This is a genomic window from Acidibrevibacterium fodinaquatile (assembly GCF_003352165.1).
Taxonomy (GTDB): Bacteria; Pseudomonadota; Alphaproteobacteria; order Acetobacterales; family Acetobacteraceae; genus Acidibrevibacterium; species Acidibrevibacterium fodinaquatile.
In genome coordinates, this window is sequence record NZ_CP029176.1 from 2,531,069 (window position 1) to 2,547,813 (window position 16,745).

Below are 16,745 nucleotides of genomic sequence, written 5' to 3' on the forward strand. Positions count from 1 at the left end.
GGAGCCGGCGGCATGGGCTTCTATCTGCGCCCTCAGACAGTGTCAGACGCGCTCACCGCGCTCGCCGGTGGGCGCTACACCGTTCTCGCAGGCGCAACCGACCATTTCCCGGCGCGCGTTCTCACGAGACCGGCGGAAGACATCCTCGACATCAGCGGCGTCGCCGATCTCGACCTTATCCGCATCGATGCGGGTGGGATCTGGCTCCCGGCGCGGGCCACCTGGCGGGCGGTGATCGACGCCGGCCTGCCGCCGTTCGCTTGCGCCCTGGTTGCGGCGGCGCGGCAGATCGGCGGCCAGCAGGTGCAGAATGCGGCAACCGTGGTCGGCAATCTCTGTAATGCGAGCCCGGCGGCGGATGGCATTCCGGTGCTCCTCGCCCTCGATGCCGAGGTTGAACTCGCCCGCCTCGGCGAGCGGCGACGAATCGCGGTCGCGGATTTCGTGCTCGGCAATCGCCGCACCGCACGCGCGCCGGATGAACTCGTGCTCGGCGTTCATATCCCCGCCCCCGCCCTCCCGGCGCGGAGCGTGTTCGAGAAACTCGGCGCCCGCGCCTATCTGGTGATTTCGATCGTCATGGTCGCGCTCGCCGCCGAATTCCTGCCCGATGGGCGGATCGCCGCGGCGCGCGTTGCGGTCGGCGCCTGTTCGAGCCGCGCGCTCCGGCTGCCGGCGCTGGAAGCGGCCCTGTGCGGACGGTTTCCCGACCCCGATCTGGTGCAGCCCGACCATCTCGCCCCGTTGCGCCCGATCGACGATGTCCGCGCCAGCGCCGCCTACCGTCGCAGCGCCGCCCTCACCCTACTGCGCCGGGCGGTTACGTCGCTCAGTGAGCCTGGATGCGGCCCGACATGAAGGATTTTCCCGCGGCCCGTCTCCGCTTCACCCTCAATGGCCGCGCGGTCGCGACCATCGCAGACCCCATGCTGCGGCTCGCCGATCTGCTGCGCGATCATTTGCATCTGACCGGGACCAAGATCGGCTGCAATGCCGGCGATTGCGGCGCCTGCACGGTGCTGATCGATAACCGCCAAGTCTGCGCCTGCCTCATCCCGGCCGGACAGATCGAGGGCCGCGCGGTGGTAACCGTGGAAGGGCTCGCCGAGCACGGCCAGCTTTCCGCCTTGCAAGCCGCGTTTCTGCGCCATGGTGCCGCGCAATGCGGCATCTGCACGCCGGGGATGCTGATGGCGGCGGCCGATCTCCTTGCCCGCGAGCCAAACCCCGATGAGGCGGCGGTCAAGGACGCGCTCGGCGGCGTGCTCTGCCGCTGCACCGGCTATCGCAAGATCATCGAGGCGGTACTCGATGTCGGCAGTGGCGGCGCGGTCGTGCCGGCGCGAGGCGACGGGGTCGGCGCGCGGGCGGAAAAAGTCGATGGCGCCGCGAAAATCACCGGCAGCGAAGCGTTCGGCGCCGATCGTGAGCCGCCGGCGCCGTTCCTCTCGCTCCGCGTGATCCGCAGCCCCCACCCGCATGCCCGTTTCGTGCTCGGCGATCTCGCCCCCTTGATCGCCGCGCACCCTGGCCTCGTGCGGGTGCTGACCGCCGCCGATGTCCCGCGTAATGTTTTCGGCATCTATCCGACTGGCAAGGACCAGCCGGTGCTTGCCGAAAACCTCGCCCGCTATCGCGGCGAGGCGGTTTTGGCCCTGCTCGGTGATGCCGAAACCCTCACCGAGATCGCCGAAAACGAGATCCCGATCCGCTGGATACCGCTGCCGCCGGTGACCTTCGCCGACGCGGCGGGGCCCGAGGCGGTGCAATTGCACCCGCAATCGCCGGGCAATGTGCTCTGCCGTGGCCGCGTGGTTGCCGGCGATGTCGCGCGGGGCTTGGCTGCGGGCGCCGTTCGCGCCGACATCGCGGTCACCACCAGCTTCGTCGAACACGCCTATATCGAGCCCGAGGCCGGCTATGCGAGGCGGGTCGACGACCGCGTTGAAATCTTCGCCTGCACCCAGACGCCTTATATGGATCGCGACGAACTCGCCGGCATCCTCGGGCTGCGCCCCGATCAGGTGCGGGTCATCCCGAGCGCGGTCGGCGGCGGGTTTGGCGGCAAGCTCGATCTGTCGCTGCAGCCTTTGCTCTGCCTTGCCGCCTGGCTCACCGGCCAGCCGGTGCGCCAGATCTATTCCCGCCCCGAAAGCATGGCCGCGACCACCAAGCGCCACCCCGCCCGCATCCGCGCCGAAGCGGCGGCGGATGCCGAGGGGCGGCTCACCGCGTTTCGCTTCGACGGCGACTTCAACACCGGGGCCTATGCGAGTTGGGGCCCGACGGTCGCCGGGCGCGTGCCCGTCCACGCCATGGGCCCCTACCGCGTGCCGCATGTCGAAGCGCTTGCGAGGGCGCTTTACACCAATGATCCGCCGGCCGGCGCCTTCCGCGGCTTCGGCGTGCCGCAAGCGGCGCTGGCGACGGAAGCGCTGATGGACCAACTCGCCGATGCGCTCGGCGAGGACCGGCTGGAATTTCGCCACCAAAACGCCCTTCGCCCCGGCGATCGGACGGCGACCGGGCAAGTACTCGGCGAAGGGGCTGCGCTTGCCGCCTGTCTCGAAGCCCTCCGGCCGGCCTGGCAAACCCTCCGCGCTGACGCGGCGCGCCGCAATCGGGCGGCGTGCGGGCCTCTCCGCTTTGGTGTCGGCATCGCCTGCATGTGGTACGGGATCGGCAATACCGGTATGTCCAACCCCTCCGAAATGGTGATCGGGGTGACAGCGGCGGGCCGCGTCATCCTGTTTTCCGGCGCGGTCGATATCGGTCAGGGCTCGAACACCATCATGCGCCAGATCGCCGCCTCGGCGCTTGGTGTCCCCACCACCGTGATCGACCTCGTCACCGGCGATACCGATCGGACGCGCGATGCCGGCAAGACCAGCGCCTCGCGCCAGACCTTCGTCAGCGGCAACGCCGCGCGGCTGGCCGCCGAAGCCTTGCGCGCGGCGATCCTCCGCGCCGCCAACGCCGCCCCCGACGCAACCCTCGCGTTTCGCGATGGTGCGATTGTCGTCAACCATGACGGGATGGAGACACGGCTCGATCCGGCTTCGATGGCCGCCGATGGCGAAGGGCTGGTGTTTCGCGGCGAAGGCCGGTTCGACCCGCCAACCACCGCACTCGATGAGAACGGCCAGGGCATCCCTTACGCGAGCTATGCGTTTGCCGCCCAGATCGCCGCCGTTGCCGTCGATACCGCGCTCGGGACGACGCGGGTCGAACGCATCGTCGCCGCCCACGAGGTCGGCCGCGCGATCAACCCGACCCTGGTCGAGGGCCAGATCCATGGCGGCATCGCCCAGGGTCTCGGGCTCGCGCTGATGGAGGACTATGTGCCCGGGCGCACCGAAAATCTGCACGATTATCTCATCCCGACGGTTGGCGACGTGCCGCCGATCGAAGTCATCCTGATCGAGGAGGCCGATCCGCTCGGCCCGTTCGGCGCCAAGGGGGTGGGCGAGCCGGCGCTGATCGCGACCGCACCGGCGATCTTCAACGCCATCGCCGATGCCACCGGCGTGCGCCCGACCGCCGCGCCCTGCACCCCCGATCGCCTGCTCGCCCTGTTCGATGCCGCCCGGGAGGCTGCGCGATGACCCCGCATACCCACGCCAGCACCGATGCGCCGGATGCCGCAGCGCTGGCCGCGGCCGGCAAAGCCGATCCCGGGATCGTCACCTGCGATGCCTGCCCGGTGCTGTGCCGCATCCGCTTGGGCCAGACCGGCGCCTGCGATCGCTACGGCAATGTCGAAGGCCGGCTCACCCGCATGGACCCGCTCACGGTTTTGGCCAAAAACCCCGAGCAGGTGCGCTTTCTCGGCGCCGATGGCGAAGGCGGCCTGCTCCCTTCACGCGAGGTTTTCGTCACCGCGATCGGCGCCGGCACCACCTATCCCGATTACAAGCCGGCACCCTTCATCGTCGGCGCCGAGATCGACGGCGTCGATACCGTGACGGTGGTGAGCGAGGGGATTTTCTCCTATTGCGGCCTCAAGGTGAAGATCGACACCGACCGCCATCTCGGCGCCGAATGCGCGACAGTGCGGGCAGACGGCGAGCCGGTCGGCCATGTCACCACCGCGGAATATGGCAGCCAAATGCTCTCGCTCGGCGGCGTGCGGCACCTGACCGGCGGCAGCAAACGCGAAGGGGTGGTGACGTGCGCGACCCTGCTTGCGCTCGCCAATGGCAATGCGGCGGAACTCGCCATCGATGGCGGTGCCACGATCATCGTGCAAGCCGGCAAAGCGCCGCTCATCGACGGCACCCGCGAGGTTCGCATGCGGGTCGGCTGCGGCTCGGCGACGATCGGGATCTTCGCCCAGCAATGGCAGGGCCTCGCCGATGAGGTGATCGTCGTCGATGACCACATCACTGGCGTTTTGACCGAGCATCAGGCGGGGCGCTTCCTCGGCATGCGCCCGGCCGGCATCCGCGTGCGCGGCCGGCGCTCGACGCCGGGGCGGTATTTCCAGGTCGCCGCCCCCGGCCTCGCCTGGGGCGGCACCGACATCACCGATCCGCTCGCCATCATCGAACGCATCGATCCGCGTCTCGCCTGGCCGGGCCTTCGCCTTCTCATGGTCTCAACCACCGGTGAGCACGCGGCCTGGTTCGTCCTCAATGACGCGCTGGTTCCCGAGCCCGCGCCGATGCCGGATGCAATCGCGAACATCGTTGCCCGGATCGGCGAGAATTGCGAGCCGGCGCTCTGCTCGGTGCTATTCATGGCCGGCGCCGGCGGCAGCCTTCGCGCCGGGGCGACGGAAAACCCGGTCCGCCTCACCGAAAGCATCCATCGTGGCGAAACCCGTGTCACCGCCGGCGGGGCGCCGGTGATGCTGTGGCCGGGCGGCGGCATCACCTACATGGTCGATGTCACGCGTCTCCCCGCCGGCGCCTTTGGCCATGTGCCAACGCCGGCTCTGGTCGCGCCGATCGAATTCACCCTGCCGCGCCGCCTTTATGCCGCGATCGGCGGCCATGTCTCGCGCATTCGCCCGCTTGCCGACATCCTGCAAACGACGCGGCCGCGGCTTGAGCCCCCTCGTCCCGGGGCTGGGTTCCCCTGGTGATGACCGCGCAGGCCGCCCTTCTCCGGGATGGACGGCTCCACCTCCAGCACGGGCCGATCGATTGCCTCTGCCGCGCCGAGGGCGAGGCCGATGAGGTCGCCCGCGCCTATGCGCAGGCGCAAGCGGCGTTCCCGGCCATCCTTCCCGCGCTCTGCGCCGAATTGCCGCATCTTCGCGCGCCGCTGCCGACCCCGCGGCCGGCGGGCGCGATCGCGCGGGCGATGCACGCCGCTTGCATGCCCTTCGCCGCGGGCTTCATCACGCCGATGGCGGCGGTTGCCGGTGCGGTTGCCGATGCGGTGCTCGCGGCAATGATCGAAGGGCGCACTCTGACCCGCGCTTTCGTCAATAATGGCGGCGACATCGCCTTTCATCTCGCGCCCGGCGCCACGCTCCGCGCCGGATTGGTCGCCGATCTCGCGGCGCCTGCCCTCGATGGCGTCTTTCTGCTCGAGGCTGACCTTCCCGCGCGCGGCCTTGCGACCTCGGGGCGGGCGCGCAAGGGCGCCGGTGGGAAAAGCTTTTCCCTTGGCATCGCCGATGCAACCAGCGTGCTGGCGCGCAACGCCGCAGCGGCGGACGCGGCGGCGACGATGATAGGAAACGCGGTCGATCTCCCTGGCCATCCCGCCATCCGCCGCCGCCCGGCTTGCGAGATCGACGCGGCGAGCGATCTCGACGAGCGTTTGGTCACCGTAGCCCTCGGCGATCTCGCGCCGGCGGAGATCCGGGCGGCGCTGGACGCGGGGCGGCAGTTCGCCGAAGCTCTGCGCCGCGCCGGGCTAATCGCGGGCGCGGTGCTCACGCTTCGCGGCGTGATCGCAACCGTCCTTCCCGCCCGGCAGGACACCATTCCGTTCCTGGAGGTCGCATGATCCGCAAGCTCTTGACCATGGTCGAGGAGACCCACCGCGAAGCCGATCAAGACATCAAGCCGCCGACCCGCAAGGCCGCGGCGATCGCGGTGATCGCCAATCCCTTCGCCGGCCGCCATGTCGCCGATCTCGAGGAATTGATCGCAGCCGGCGAGATGCTGGGAAGCCTGCTCGGCGAGCGCGCCGTTCGGGCGCTGGGCATCGCGCCGGGTGCCGCCGAGAGCTACGGCAAGGCGGCGATCGTCGGAGAAGATGGCGAACTCGAACATGCCGCCGCCATCCTCCACCCCAAACTCGGCGCCCCACTCCGCCGTGCCGTCGAAAAGGGCGCCGCCCTCGTCCCGAGCGCCAAAAAACGCGGCGGCATGGGCACCGCGATCGACGTGCCGCTCGGCCACAAGGACGCGGCTTTCGTGCGCAGCCATTTCGATGCAATGGAGGTGCGGGTTCCCGATGCGCCGCGGCGCGATGAAATCGTCGTCGCCGTGGTCGTGACCGATAGCGGCCGGCCGCTTCCGCGCATCGGTGGGCTTCAAGTCAGTGACATCGAAGGCAAGGACGGATTGCGATGATCAGAACCACCCTCTCCCGCCGCGCGCTTCTCGCCACCGGCACCGCGGCGCTGGCCGCACCCCGGCTTGTCCGCGCCGAGGCGAGCACGCCGATCCGCATCGGCGAGATCAATTCCTATAGCGCGGTTCCCGCCTTCACCCTCCCCTATCGCAATGGCTGGCAATTGGCGCTCGAGCATGTCAACGCCGCCGGCGGGGTTCGCGGGCGCAAGCTCGAGGTGATCTCGCGCGATGACGCCGGCAAGCCGCAGGACGCCGTCCGCCTCGCCGGCGAACTGATCGAGAGCGACAGGGTCGATCTCCTCGCCGGTGGGTTTCTCTCCAATGTCGGCCTCGCGCTGTCGGATTTTTCGGCCCAGAAACAGGTGATCTACATCGCCGGCGAGCCGCTGACCGATGCCCTGGTATGGCAGAAGGGGCAGAAATTCTGCTTTCGCCTCCGCCCTTCGACCTATGTCCAGGCGGCGATCCTGGTCGAGGAGGCGGCGAAACTGCCGGCCAAGCGCTGGGTCACCGTCGCGCCCAATTATGAATACGGCCAATCGGCGGTGAAATGGTTCTCCGACCTCCTCAAGGCGCGGCGCCCGGATGTCGAGTTTGTGGCGGCGCAATGGCCGGCGCTCGGCCATATCGATGCCGGCGCGGTCGCCGAGGCGCTGGCGAGCGCCAAGCCAGACGCGATCTACAACGTCACCTTCGGCCCCGATCTCACCAATTTCGTCCGCCAGGGCAATACCCGCGGCCTGTTTGAGGGGCGTTCGGTGGTCTCGCTCCTCACCGGCGAGCCGGAATATCTCGACCCGCTCGGCGAGGAGACGCCGCCGGGTTGGATCGTCACCGGCTATCCTTGGGCGAGCCTGGATACGCCCGCGCATGTCGCCTTCCGCGAAGCCTATCAGAAAAAATTCAACGATTATCCGCGCATGGGTTCGGTGGTCGGCTATTCGCTGATCCAGGCGATCGCCGCCGGGATTGGCCGCGCCGGCGGGATGACGCCGGATCGGCTTGCCGGCGGCTTCGCCGGCGCGACCTTCGAGACGCCGTTCGGCGCGGCGATGTTCCGCCCCCTCGATCACCAATCGACGCTCGGCACCTTCCTCGGCAAGACCGCGCTCAAGGATGGCAAGGGGGTGATGGTCGATTGGCGCTATGTCGACGGCGCCTCGGTGATGCCGCCGGATACGGAGGTGCAAAAACTCCGCCCCGGCGCCGGCCAATAATGGCGGGATTCGGCCAAGCCCTTCTTCCGCTGCTGACCGGGCTTGCCGACGCGGCTGGGCTGTTTTTCGTCGCCGCCGGGCTCACGGTGATTTTCGGCGTGACCCGGGTGGTGAATTTCGCCCATGGCAGCCTCACCATGCTCGGCGCCTATTGCGGCTGGAGCCTGATCTCGCGCCTGCCGCCGACCCCGCTCGGCTTTGCGCTCGGGGCGCTGGCGACGATGGCCATCCTCGCGGTCATCGGCGCCGGGCTCGAGATCGGCCTGTTGCGCCGGATCTATCGCGCCCCGGAATTGTTCCAACTGCTCGCGACCTTCGGCGTCGTCCTGATGGCGCAAGACATCGTGCAATGGCTTTGGGGGGTTGAGGATCTCTCGCTCCGCCGCCCGCCTTGGCTGCGCGCCTTCGTCACCATCGGGGGGGCACGCTTTCCGCGCTTTGACCTCATCGTCATCGCGCTGTTCCCGCTGGTCTTTTTCGCGCTCTGGCTGGTATTTGCGCGCACCCGTTGGGGGCGCCTCGTGCGCGCCGCGACCGAGGACCGCGAGATGGTGGCGGCGCTCGGCGTCGATCAGCGTTTTCTCTTCACCTCGGTCTTCGCGCTCGGGGCGGCGCTCGCCGGTCTCGGCGGCGTGCTCATGCTGCCCGATGCCTCGGCCAATCTCGGCATGGATCTGACGACGGTGACGGATGCCTTCGTCGTCGTCGTGGTCGGTGGGCTCGGAAGTCTCCCCGGCGCGGCGGCGGCGAGCCTCCTGATCGGGCTTTTGCAGGCCTTCGGCATCATGCTGGTGCCGCGCGCGACCTTGGCGCTGGTCTTCGTGGTGATGGCGGTGGTTTTGGTGCTGCGCCCAAACGGCCTGCTCGGCCGGCCGCCGGGACGCGCGGCCAGCGGCGGCGAGGCACGGGCGGTGGTGCGGCCGGCGCCGCGCGTGCTCGGCTTCATCGGCCTCGGCGCGCTGGCGCTCGCGGCCGTGGCTCCGTTTTTGCTGGGCCCCTACCCGCTCGCCATCGGGACGGAGATGCTGATCGCCATGCTGTTTGCCGCCAGCCTCCATTTCATGATGGGACCGGGCGGCATGGCGAGCTTTGGCCACGCCGCCTGGTTCGGTATCGGCGCCTATGCCAGCGCGTTTGCGGTCCATCTGCTCGCGGCGCCGATGCCGCTCGGCCTCGTGCTCGCCCCGCTCGCTGCCGGCGTGATGGCGGCCCTTTTTGGCGCTTTCGTGGTCCGGCTCTCGGGCGTCTATCTCGCGATGCTGACGCTGGCTTTCGCGCAGATCGTTTGGGCGATCGCATTTCAGTGGGTCGATCTCACCGGCGGCGATAACGGTATCCTCGGCGTCTGGCCGGCGCCGCTGGTCGCCGGGCCGCGTGGCTTTTATTGGCTCGCGCTGGTCCTTGCGATAGCGGGAACGCTGGGCCTTCGCGTCATTCTCGCCGCGCCCTTCGGCTATGCGCTGCGCGGGGTGCGTGACCAGCGCCTCCGCGCCGAGGCGATCGGCCTTCCGGCAACGCGGCTCCAGCTCGCCGCGTTCACCCTCTCGGGCGCCGCCGCCGGGCTCGCCGGCGGGCTTTACGCCTATGCCAAGGGCAGTGTCTTTCCGACCTATATCAGCCTCGGCCATTCCGTCGATGCTTTGCTCATGGTCCTGCTCGGCGGGGTCGCGACGATGAGCGGCCCGATCCTCGGCGCGCTCGCCTATACCGGGCTTTATGACGTGCTCTTGAGCGCGATCAGCCTTTGGCGGCTGGTGTTGGGCGCGGCGATCATCCTGCTCGTGCTCGCCGCCCCGGAAGGCATCGCCGGCGGGATTGCGCGGCTCTGGCAGCGGTTTCGCCCGGCATGAAACCGATGGCGCCGGTGCTCGCGGCGAAGGGCCTTGCCAAAAGCTTCGGCGGCGTCGCCGCCGTCCAGGACGTGAGCTTCGCGGTCGCGAGCGGCGAGATGCTCGCCCTGATCGGGCCGAACGGCGCCGGCAAATCCACCTGTTTCAACCTGCTGAGCGGCCAGATCCGCCCCGATCGCGGCGCGGTTTTTCTCGATGGCGAGGCGGTGACCGGGCTTTCGTCGCGCGCCATCTGGCGGCGCGGCGTCGGGCGGACGTTTCAGATCACCGCGACCTTCGCCTCGATGACGGTGCGCGAAAACGTGCAAATGGCGCTGCTCTCGCATCATCGCCGGATCTGGCGTTTCATGCGCCCGGCGCGGCATTATTTCGCCGCCGAGGCCGACGCCCTGCTCGCCCCCGTCGGCATGCGCGACCAAGCCGAGCGCGCGGCCGGCGAACTCGCTTATGGCGATCTAAAGCGCCTCGAACTCGCGATCGCGCTCGCGAACGCGCCGCGCCTCTTGCTGATGGACGAGCCGACCGCCGGGATGGCGCCGGCCGAGCGCGGCGGGCTGATGGACCTCACCCGCCGCCTCGCCAGCGAGCGCGCGATCGCGGTTCTGTTCACCGAGCACGACATGGATGTGGTGTTCGGGGTCGCCGACCGCATCCTGGTGCTCGATCGCGGTCGGCTGATCGCGGAGGGAAGTGGCGCCGAGATCCGCGCCGATGCCAAGGTGCGCGCGGTCTATCTCGGCTCGGGCGCGACCAGCGGCGGGCATTGACGATGACGGCGGAAACACCCTTGCTCGCGGTCGAGGATCTGACCAGTTTCTACGGCCGGGCGCAGATCCTGCACGGGATTTCCTTCACCTGCGGCGCCGGCGAGGTTTTGGTGCTGCTGGGGCGCAACGGCGCCGGCAAAAGCACGACGATGAAATCCGTGATCGGCCTCGTGCGCCCGGCGCGCGGGCGAATAACCTTTGCCGGGCGCGCGATCGCCGGCGCCGAGCCGCATCGGATCGCCCGCCTCGGCCTCGGCTATGTGCCCGAGGAGCGGCGCATCTTCGCCGGGCTCACGGTCGCCGAAAACCTCGATATCGGCCGCCAGGCGCCGCGCCCGGGCCTTGCCCCATGGACGCCGGCGCGGCTTTACGCGCTTTTCCCCAATCTCGCCGCAGCGCGGGACCGCTTGGCCGGGCAGATGAGCGGCGGCGAGCAGCAGATGCTCGCGATCGCGCGCACGCTGATGGGCAATCCGCGTCTGGTTTTGCTCGATGAGCCGAGCGAGGGGCTTTCGCCGTTGATCGTCGAGCAGATGGCGGCGGCCATTCTCGCGCTCAAGGCGGAGGGGGTCGGGATCGTGCTCGCCGAGCAGAATCTGCATTTCGCCGAGCGCCTCGGCGACCGCGCGGTGGTGATCGAGAAAGGCGAAGCGGTCTGGGCCGGCAGCCTCGCGGCGCTTGCCGCCGATGACACCGCCCGCCAGCGCTTCCTCGCCGTCGGCGCGGCGGCCTGAGAAACCGGCACGAAGGCCGTCACGACGACGGCGACGAGACATCCTCCCCCGGCGGCGGCAGATCGGCGAAGGCGGGGATCCGCGCGATCAGCGCCGCGTGGAGCGTCGCACGCCGCGCCCAAAGATCATGATACCAGGCAAGGCGCGGCGGAATTTGCTCGGCGAGCATGCGCTGGCCGGCGACCAGCGCGCGCGCTTGCTCGGCAAGGCGACGCGGCAAGGAAGGGGTCTCGATCATGCGGAGCAATATGGTCCGTAGTTCGTAACGATCTCGAAACACCGCGCCATCGCGGCCGTCGGTGATGATGTTGCCATAGACCGTCTCACTCGCCAGCGCCGCGACCCGGCGCGCCGCCGCCTCGATGAATTTGAGATCGGATTTGCAGCGGTTGAAAACCGTGTCACCGAGCGGCATGAACGAAATCTCGGCCTCGGCGAGGCGCGCGAGATAGTCCGGATAGTCGAGCATCGGATGAAAATGCTTGTGCGGGCTCGCCAGAGCGTCGAAAAACCCGCGATCATGAACGACGACGAAGCGGAGCCGGTCTCCCGCCACCGCCGCGACCTCGTTTAACGCCGGCATGAAGTCCGGCCAGTCGGCTTCGCGGTTGATGCCACCGAAAAACAGCGTGAGATGCGCGGGATCGGCGAAATTTCGCGGCGCCGGGAGCGCGCTCACCGCGTTGGGAAACACCGCGATCTCAGGGTTGGCGGCCCCGAGCACCTCGGCCAGCATCGGCGTCGTCGTCTGAACCGCGTGCACGGCGCGGAAATTATGCATCTCCGGGTGTTGCAGGATGGGGATGTAATCGGGATGGTCGTCAAACTCGCACACCACGAGATATCCCGCCGCAATCACCGCCCGCAGCGTCGCAAGCCCGGCCTCGCCGAGGAGTGCAGGGCGGTGGAGGATCAGGATGTGCGGCACCCCCGGCGCCGGCCGCGGCAAGTCCCGGAGATTGGTCAGACGCGCCGTAACGCCGGGGGTCGCGGCCAGCGCCTGCATCGGCTCGACGACGCGGACATGGCTCACCCCCCCGACCGGCGCCAGCATGGTGGAAAAAATCTGCAGCCGCGCCGGCGCGGTCCGCGTTGCCCGCCAGACATATTGGAGCGGCAGAGCGCGGCGGGCATAGTTTTCGGGATCGACGCCAAGGGCGGCGAGCGCCGGGGTGATGGCGGTGATGAAGCGTCGGCCGGTTTCGGCCTCAAATACCCGCCCGACACTGTCGAGCGGCACATAGCCGGCCTCGGCGAGCGCCCGGCCGGCGCTGTCGCGCGAAAACCAGCGCAGATGGGTGCGGTCGAAAAGGCCGCTCTCCTCATAGTGCCAGCCGCCTTGCAGAAGGCGGGCGGCAAAACTCCAATGCTCGACATTGGGGAGCGAGACGAGCAACACGCCGGTCGGCGACAGCAGCGCGGCATGCCGGCGCAGCAGCGCCCACGGGTCACGCAAATGCTCCAGCACGTCGCCATAGATCAGGCAATCGACGGCACCCGTGAAACTGTCGGGGAACGCCAGGGCCTCGATATCGCCGGTGATCACGCCGTCGAGCCGGCCGGCCGCGACGGAAGCCGCGCGCGCGTCACCCTCGACGCCGAAAACCCGCGCGCGGGGATTGCGTTGCTTGAATTGGAAGCCGAGCGCGCCGGTGCCGCAGCCGATATCGAGCACCAGCCCGGCCGAGAGCGGAATCCGCTCCAGCAGATCTGCGTTATAGCCGTCGGCGTAGGGATAGGGCGCAGCCGGCGCCGACATTCAACCGCCCGGCTGGCTGCCGGCCGGGCGACCAATGCCGTAATAGGCAAAGCCGGCTTCGCGCATCGTCGCGGGGTCGAAAATGTTGCGCAGATCAATCACCGCCCGCCCGCGCATGGTCTCCGCGAGGCGCGCCGGGTCGAGGGCACGGAACTCGTTCCACTCCGTCACCACCACCAGCGCCGCCGCCCCCTCCGCCGCCGCGAGAGCGTTCTGACAATAGACGACGGTCTCGGGCAGCATCGGTCGCGCCTGGTCCATGCCTTGCGGATCATAGACCTGAACCCGGGCGCCATCCCCGATGAGGCGCGACACGATGGGAATCGCCGGCGAATCGCGCATATCATCGGTTTCGGGCTTGAAGGTGAGGCCGAGGACGGCGATGGTCTTGCCACGCACGCTGCCGCCGCAAGCGGCGATGACGCGCCCGGCCATCCCGGCCTTGCGCGCCTCGTTCACCGCGACCACGGTCTCGATCAGCCGGCTTGGGGCGCCGGCGTCTTGCGCGATGCGAACCAGGGCGAGCGTGTCCTTCGGGAAGCAGGAGCCGCCGAAACCGGGGCCGGGGTGGAGGAATTTGCGCCCGATGCGGCCATCGAGCCCGATCCCACGCGCGATATCATGGACATCGGCGCCGACCTTCTCGGCGAGATCGGCGATTTCGTTGATGAAGGCGACCTTCATCGCGAGAAAGGAATTGGCGGCGTATTTGGTCAGCTCGGCGGTTTCGAGATTGGTGAAGACGATGGGCGTCTCGATCAGATAAAGCGGGCGATAGAGAAGGCGCAGCACCTCGCGCGCGCCCTCGTCCTCGACGCCGATCACCACCCGGTCGGGGTGCATGAAATCGGCGATCGCGCTGCCTTCGCGCAAAAATTCCGGGTTGGAGGCAACGGCGCACGGAAGATCGGGGCGGACATCGCGAAGGATCGCCGCGATCCGCCGGCCGGTGCCGACCGGCACCGTCGATTTGGTGACGATCACCGCGGGGTGCGTCAGCGCGCGGGCAACTTGCTCAGCGGCGGCATAGACATAGGTCAAATCGGCGTGGCCATCGCCGCGCCGGCTCGGCGTGCCGACGGCGATGAATACCGCTTCGGCGCCGGCAAGGGCGGAGGTGAGATCATCGGTGAAGGAGAGCCGGCCGGCGGCGACGTTGCCCGCCACCAGCGCATCGAGCCCGGGCTCATAGATCGGCATGCGCCCGGCATGCAAGGACGCGAGCCGCCCGGGATCGGCCTCGACCACGGCGACCTCGACGCCGAATTCGGCGAAACACGCGGCCGAGACCAGCCCGACATAGCCGCCGCCAATCATCGCAATGCGCATGCGCAGCCCTTCCCCCTGACACGAAACCCCGGTGATACCGGCCCGAACCTAGCCTCTCCAAGGTGAATTTAACGTATAAGTCTCACGCTTTCGACTGCGCGAGGATGCTTTTCTCGAGCGCCTCGGCGGCGGTGTTCCAAGTCTCGATTTCATTGGTGTTTTCAGGTGGATTGGTCTCGTGCAGCGAGAAGCCGGTGGGGTCATATTCCACCAGCACCGTGACATCGCCCTTGTGGGCGAGCATATGGCCGGGATCGTCCTCGGTGATGGTCCAGCCGAGACCGGTCGCGGCGCGGCGGATTTGCGCCTGGCGGGCCTCGAGGGTTCCGGTGGCGGTCGCGAAGGGCTCGGCGATCACCTCATAGGGGGTGGTGACCGAGCAGCCGGCGATCACCAGCAGGCCGAGCAAAACCAAAAAACGTGGCGGCATCAAGCGCGCTCCTCGGGCAGGGTGAGCGCCCGCCACAGCGACCACGGCGAAAGCCCGCGGGCGAGCAGCCGGGCGGCGACCACCAGAACAATCTTGGTCACATCCGCCACCGGGCGGAAATGACTGGCCCGCTGGCTCGGCCCTCCATAAAGCGCCGGCACGTCGACCGCAATGGTGCGATAGCCGGCCCGCGCCGCCTCGATCAGCAACGCCGCCTCGAACGCGAAACCGCGCGGCCGGCGGCGAGCCGGCAGAGCGCGCAGCAAATCGGCGGGATAGACGCGAAAACCGCACTGGCTGTCAGCGACCGGGTGGCCCGCGGCCCAGGAGATCCAGAAATCCGCGACCCGGTTGGCAACCCGCCGGCCGCGCGGCGCCGGCAATCGGCTGGACCGGCGCGAGCCGATCACGATGCGGTGTGGGGCGCGCCGGGCAACCGTAAGCAGGCGTGGCAGGTCCTCCGGCCGGTGCTGGCCGTCGCCATCGAGCGTCGCGACGAAGGCGGCACCGGCGGCCAAAGCGGCGGCAAAGCCCGTCTCCAACGCCGCCCCCTTGCCGCGCCGCACCGGATGGCGGAGCACCAGCGCGCCGGCCGCCGCGGCGCAGGCGCTGGTCGCGTCCCGAGAGCCGTCATCGACGACGATCACCGATGCGGCAAAGGAAAGACAGCCGGCGACGATCGCAGCGATGCTGCCCGCCTCCTCGCACGCCGGAATAACCACCACCACCCTTGCCGGATCTTCTGCCATCTCGGGAGAGAGCGATATCGCAGCCAGGCATGATCGCGCTATAGAGGGTGCCGCCATGGTGGCCAATGCATAGGGAAAGCCAGCCTTGTCGGTTCCTTGCGATATCCTGGTGATCGGCGGCGGCCCGGCCGGCGCCACCGCCGCGGCCTTGCTCGCCGAGGCCGGCCATGACGTCGTCATCCTCGAAAAAGCACAGCATCCCCGCTTTCACATCGGCGAATCGCTGCTGCCCGCCAACCTTCCTTTGCTGGAGCGGCTCGGCATCGCCGCCGAGGTCGCGGCGATCGGGGTCAAAAAGCCCGGCGCCGAATTCGTCTCCGACGCCCATCAGCGCGCCATCGCCTACCCGTTCGCGTCAGCCGCCGGCGCCGCCCGCCCCGATTTCAGCTATCAGGTGCCGCGCGCCGCCTTCGATGCCATCCTGTTTGCGAACGCGCTCCGCCGTGGGGCACGCGGCGTCCAAAACACCCGGGTCACCGCCGCCCGCCTCGGCCAGGGGGCACGGGCGGAGATCACCGCGATCAGCGACGGTGGCGAGACCACCCACTATGCCCCGCGCTTCGTGCTCGATGCCTCCGGGCGCGACACGTTCCTCGCCACCCGCGCCAGCCTCAAAACCGCGCACAAACACAACAACACCGCCGCCGTTTTTGGCCATTTCCGCAACGTCGCCTGCCATCGCGACGGGCGGGAGGGGTATATCAGCATCCATCTCGCCGAAAACGGCTGGTTCTGGTTCATCCCGCTTCCCGACGAGGTGACCAGTGTCGGCTTCGTCGGCAATCAGGCGGCGTTCCGCAGCCGTGGCACCGATCTCGAGAGCTTTTTTCGCGCCCGCATCGCGGCGAGCCCGAGCGTTGCAGCGCGCATGGCAGCGGCGATGGCGCTCGGCGCCGTCACCGCAACCGGCAATTATTCCTATTGCGCCCGCACGGCGAGCGGTGACGGCTATTTCCTGATCGGCGACGCCTTCGCCTTCATCGACCCGATTTTCTCGAGCGGCGTCATGCTGGCGATGCGCAGCGCCGAACTCGGCGCCGCGGTCGCGAGCGCCTGGCTCGCCTCCCCGCGCGCCGGAAAGCGTCTCGCCCGCCAAGCCGAAGCGCGCATGCGCCGCTCGCTGGACGGTCTCGACTGGCTGATCCGCCGGATCAACACCCCGACGCTGCGCGACATGTTCATGGCGCCGCAAGACCGTTTCGGCATGCGCAGCGGGCTGGTCTCGCTCCTCGCCGGCGACATCGAGACGCGGCGCCTTCGCCCGCCGGTGTTGGCCTTCAAGGCCTCGTTCCATTTTCTCGCCGCCATGCGCCGCTTCGGCTACCAGCTCCAGCCCGACGGCTCGTTGCTGCGGATGGAGGGGTAAGAAAGAAA

The 16,745-nt window shown here is 68.8% G+C and carries 14 protein-coding genes; 10 read left to right on the forward strand and 4 right to left on the reverse strand.

The genetic code is table 11. The features are described from left to right. Window positions 1-12 precede the first annotated feature (12 nt). From DEF76_RS12075 to DEF76_RS12115, 9 genes are read left to right on the forward strand one after another with little or no spacing between them, the layout of a single operon-like run. The gene (locus tag DEF76_RS12075; RefSeq protein WP_114912549.1) at window positions 13-858 is read left to right on the forward strand and encodes an FAD binding domain-containing protein; all 846 of its coding nucleotides are present in this window, start codon (window positions 13-15) and stop codon (window positions 856-858) included. Next, window positions 855-3,605, forward strand: coding sequence for a molybdopterin-dependent oxidoreductase (locus DEF76_RS12080; protein ID WP_114913859.1), 2,751 nt, complete (start codon window positions 855-857; stop codon window positions 3,603-3,605). The genes DEF76_RS12075 and DEF76_RS12080 overlap by 4 nt, the downstream gene beginning before the upstream one ends. Next, window positions 3,602-5,086: a 6-hydroxynicotinate reductase gene (locus DEF76_RS12085; RefSeq protein WP_114912550.1), complete on the forward strand. Its 1,485-nt coding sequence runs from the start codon at window positions 3,602-3,604 to the stop codon at window positions 5,084-5,086. The genes DEF76_RS12080 and DEF76_RS12085 overlap by 4 nt, the downstream gene beginning before the upstream one ends. Continuing rightward, window positions 5,086-5,961 carry a UPF0280 family protein gene (locus DEF76_RS12090; RefSeq protein WP_114912551.1) on the forward strand — a complete coding sequence of 292 codons (876 nt, stop codon included), beginning with the start codon at window positions 5,086-5,088 and terminating at the stop codon, window positions 5,959-5,961. Before DEF76_RS12085 ends, DEF76_RS12090 begins: the two co-directional genes overlap by 1 nt. Then, the gene (locus DEF76_RS12095) at window positions 5,958-6,533 is read left to right on the forward strand and encodes an amino acid synthesis family protein (RefSeq protein WP_114912552.1); all 576 of its coding nucleotides are present in this window, start codon (window positions 5,958-5,960) and stop codon (window positions 6,531-6,533) included. The genes DEF76_RS12090 and DEF76_RS12095 overlap by 4 nt, the downstream gene beginning before the upstream one ends. After that, window positions 6,530-7,753 carry an ABC transporter substrate-binding protein gene (locus DEF76_RS12100; RefSeq protein WP_114912553.1) on the forward strand — a complete coding sequence of 408 codons (1,224 nt, stop codon included), beginning with the start codon at window positions 6,530-6,532 and terminating at the stop codon, window positions 7,751-7,753. Before DEF76_RS12095 ends, DEF76_RS12100 begins: the two co-directional genes overlap by 4 nt. After that, complete coding sequence (locus tag DEF76_RS12105) at window positions 7,753-9,603, forward strand: ABC transporter permease (protein ID WP_114912554.1); 1,851 nt, start codon at window positions 7,753-7,755, stop codon at window positions 9,601-9,603. The genes DEF76_RS12100 and DEF76_RS12105 overlap by 1 nt, the downstream gene beginning before the upstream one ends. After that, on the forward strand, window positions 9,600-10,370 hold the full coding sequence (locus DEF76_RS12110) for an ABC transporter ATP-binding protein (protein ID WP_456303834.1): 771 nt from the start codon (window positions 9,600-9,602) through the stop codon (window positions 10,368-10,370). The genes DEF76_RS12105 and DEF76_RS12110 overlap by 4 nt, the downstream gene beginning before the upstream one ends. A 2-nt stretch (window positions 10,371-10,372) precedes the next feature. Further along, entirely contained in the window at window positions 10,373-11,104 is a 732-nt protein-coding gene (locus tag DEF76_RS12115) for an ABC transporter ATP-binding protein (protein WP_114912555.1), read from the forward strand. Between the two features lie 19 nt (window positions 11,105-11,123). On the opposite strand, the gene DEF76_RS12120 is transcribed toward DEF76_RS12115, so the two are convergent. From DEF76_RS12120 to DEF76_RS12135, 4 genes are all read right to left on the reverse strand, one after another. Continuing rightward, entirely contained in the window at window positions 11,124-12,863 is a 1,740-nt protein-coding gene (locus DEF76_RS12120; RefSeq protein WP_114912556.1) for a methyltransferase domain-containing protein, read from the reverse strand. Beyond that, window positions 12,864-14,192, reverse strand: coding sequence for a UDP-glucose dehydrogenase family protein (locus tag DEF76_RS12125; protein ID WP_205215995.1), 1,329 nt, complete (start codon window positions 14,190-14,192; stop codon window positions 12,864-12,866). An 82-nt stretch (window positions 14,193-14,274) separates the two neighbouring features. Next, window positions 14,275-14,622: a hypothetical protein gene (locus DEF76_RS12130; RefSeq protein ID WP_114912557.1), complete on the reverse strand. Its 348-nt coding sequence runs from the start codon at window positions 14,620-14,622 to the stop codon at window positions 14,275-14,277. Beyond that, window positions 14,622-15,371 carry a glycosyltransferase family 2 protein gene (locus DEF76_RS12135; RefSeq protein ID WP_114912558.1) on the reverse strand — a complete coding sequence of 250 codons (750 nt, stop codon included), beginning with the start codon at window positions 15,369-15,371 and terminating at the stop codon, window positions 14,622-14,624. The genes DEF76_RS12130 and DEF76_RS12135 overlap by 1 nt, the downstream gene beginning before the upstream one ends. 85 nt (window positions 15,372-15,456) lie before the next feature. Here DEF76_RS12135 and DEF76_RS12140 point away from each other — a divergent pair, with 85 nt between their 5' ends. Next, window positions 15,457-16,737: an NAD(P)/FAD-dependent oxidoreductase gene (locus DEF76_RS12140; RefSeq protein WP_114912559.1), complete on the forward strand. Its 1,281-nt coding sequence runs from the start codon at window positions 15,457-15,459 to the stop codon at window positions 16,735-16,737. Window positions 16,738-16,745: the final 8 nt, after the last annotated feature.

Bases quoted from the DNA above. Each gene is read 5' to 3' on its own strand.
- DEF76_RS12095 (WP_114912552.1), top strand. From the start codon at position 5,958: ATGATCCGCAAGCTCTTGACCATGGTCGAGGAGACCCACCGCGAAGCC.
- DEF76_RS12100 (WP_114912553.1), top strand. From the start codon at position 6,530: ATGATCAGAACCACCCTCTCCCGCCGCGCGCTTCTCGCCACCGGCACC.
- DEF76_RS12130 (WP_114912557.1), bottom strand. From the start codon at position 14,622: ATGCCGCCACGTTTTTTGGTTTTGCTCGGCCTGCTGGTGATCGCCGGC.
- DEF76_RS12110 (WP_456303834.1), top strand. From the start codon at position 9,600: ATGAAACCGATGGCGCCGGTGCTCGCGGCGAAGGGCCTTGCCAAAAGC.
- DEF76_RS12075 (WP_114912549.1), top strand. From the start codon at position 13: ATGGGCTTCTATCTGCGCCCTCAGACAGTGTCAGACGCGCTCACCGCG.
- DEF76_RS12085 (WP_114912550.1), top strand. From the start codon at position 3,602: ATGACCCCGCATACCCACGCCAGCACCGATGCGCCGGATGCCGCAGCG.
- DEF76_RS12080 (WP_114913859.1), top strand. From the start codon at position 855: ATGAAGGATTTTCCCGCGGCCCGTCTCCGCTTCACCCTCAATGGCCGC.
- DEF76_RS12135 (WP_114912558.1), bottom strand. From the start codon at position 15,371: ATGGCAGAAGATCCGGCAAGGGTGGTGGTGGTTATTCCGGCGTGCGAG.
- DEF76_RS12120 (WP_114912556.1), bottom strand. From the start codon at position 12,863: ATGTCGGCGCCGGCTGCGCCCTATCCCTACGCCGACGGCTATAACGCA.
- DEF76_RS12105 (WP_114912554.1), top strand. From the start codon at position 7,753: ATGGCGGGATTCGGCCAAGCCCTTCTTCCGCTGCTGACCGGGCTTGCC.
- DEF76_RS12090 (WP_114912551.1), top strand. From the start codon at position 5,086: ATGACCGCGCAGGCCGCCCTTCTCCGGGATGGACGGCTCCACCTCCAG.
- DEF76_RS12115 (WP_114912555.1), top strand. From the start codon at position 10,373: ATGACGGCGGAAACACCCTTGCTCGCGGTCGAGGATCTGACCAGTTTC.
- DEF76_RS12125 (WP_205215995.1), bottom strand. From the start codon at position 14,192: ATGCGCATTGCGATGATTGGCGGCGGCTATGTCGGGCTGGTCTCGGCC.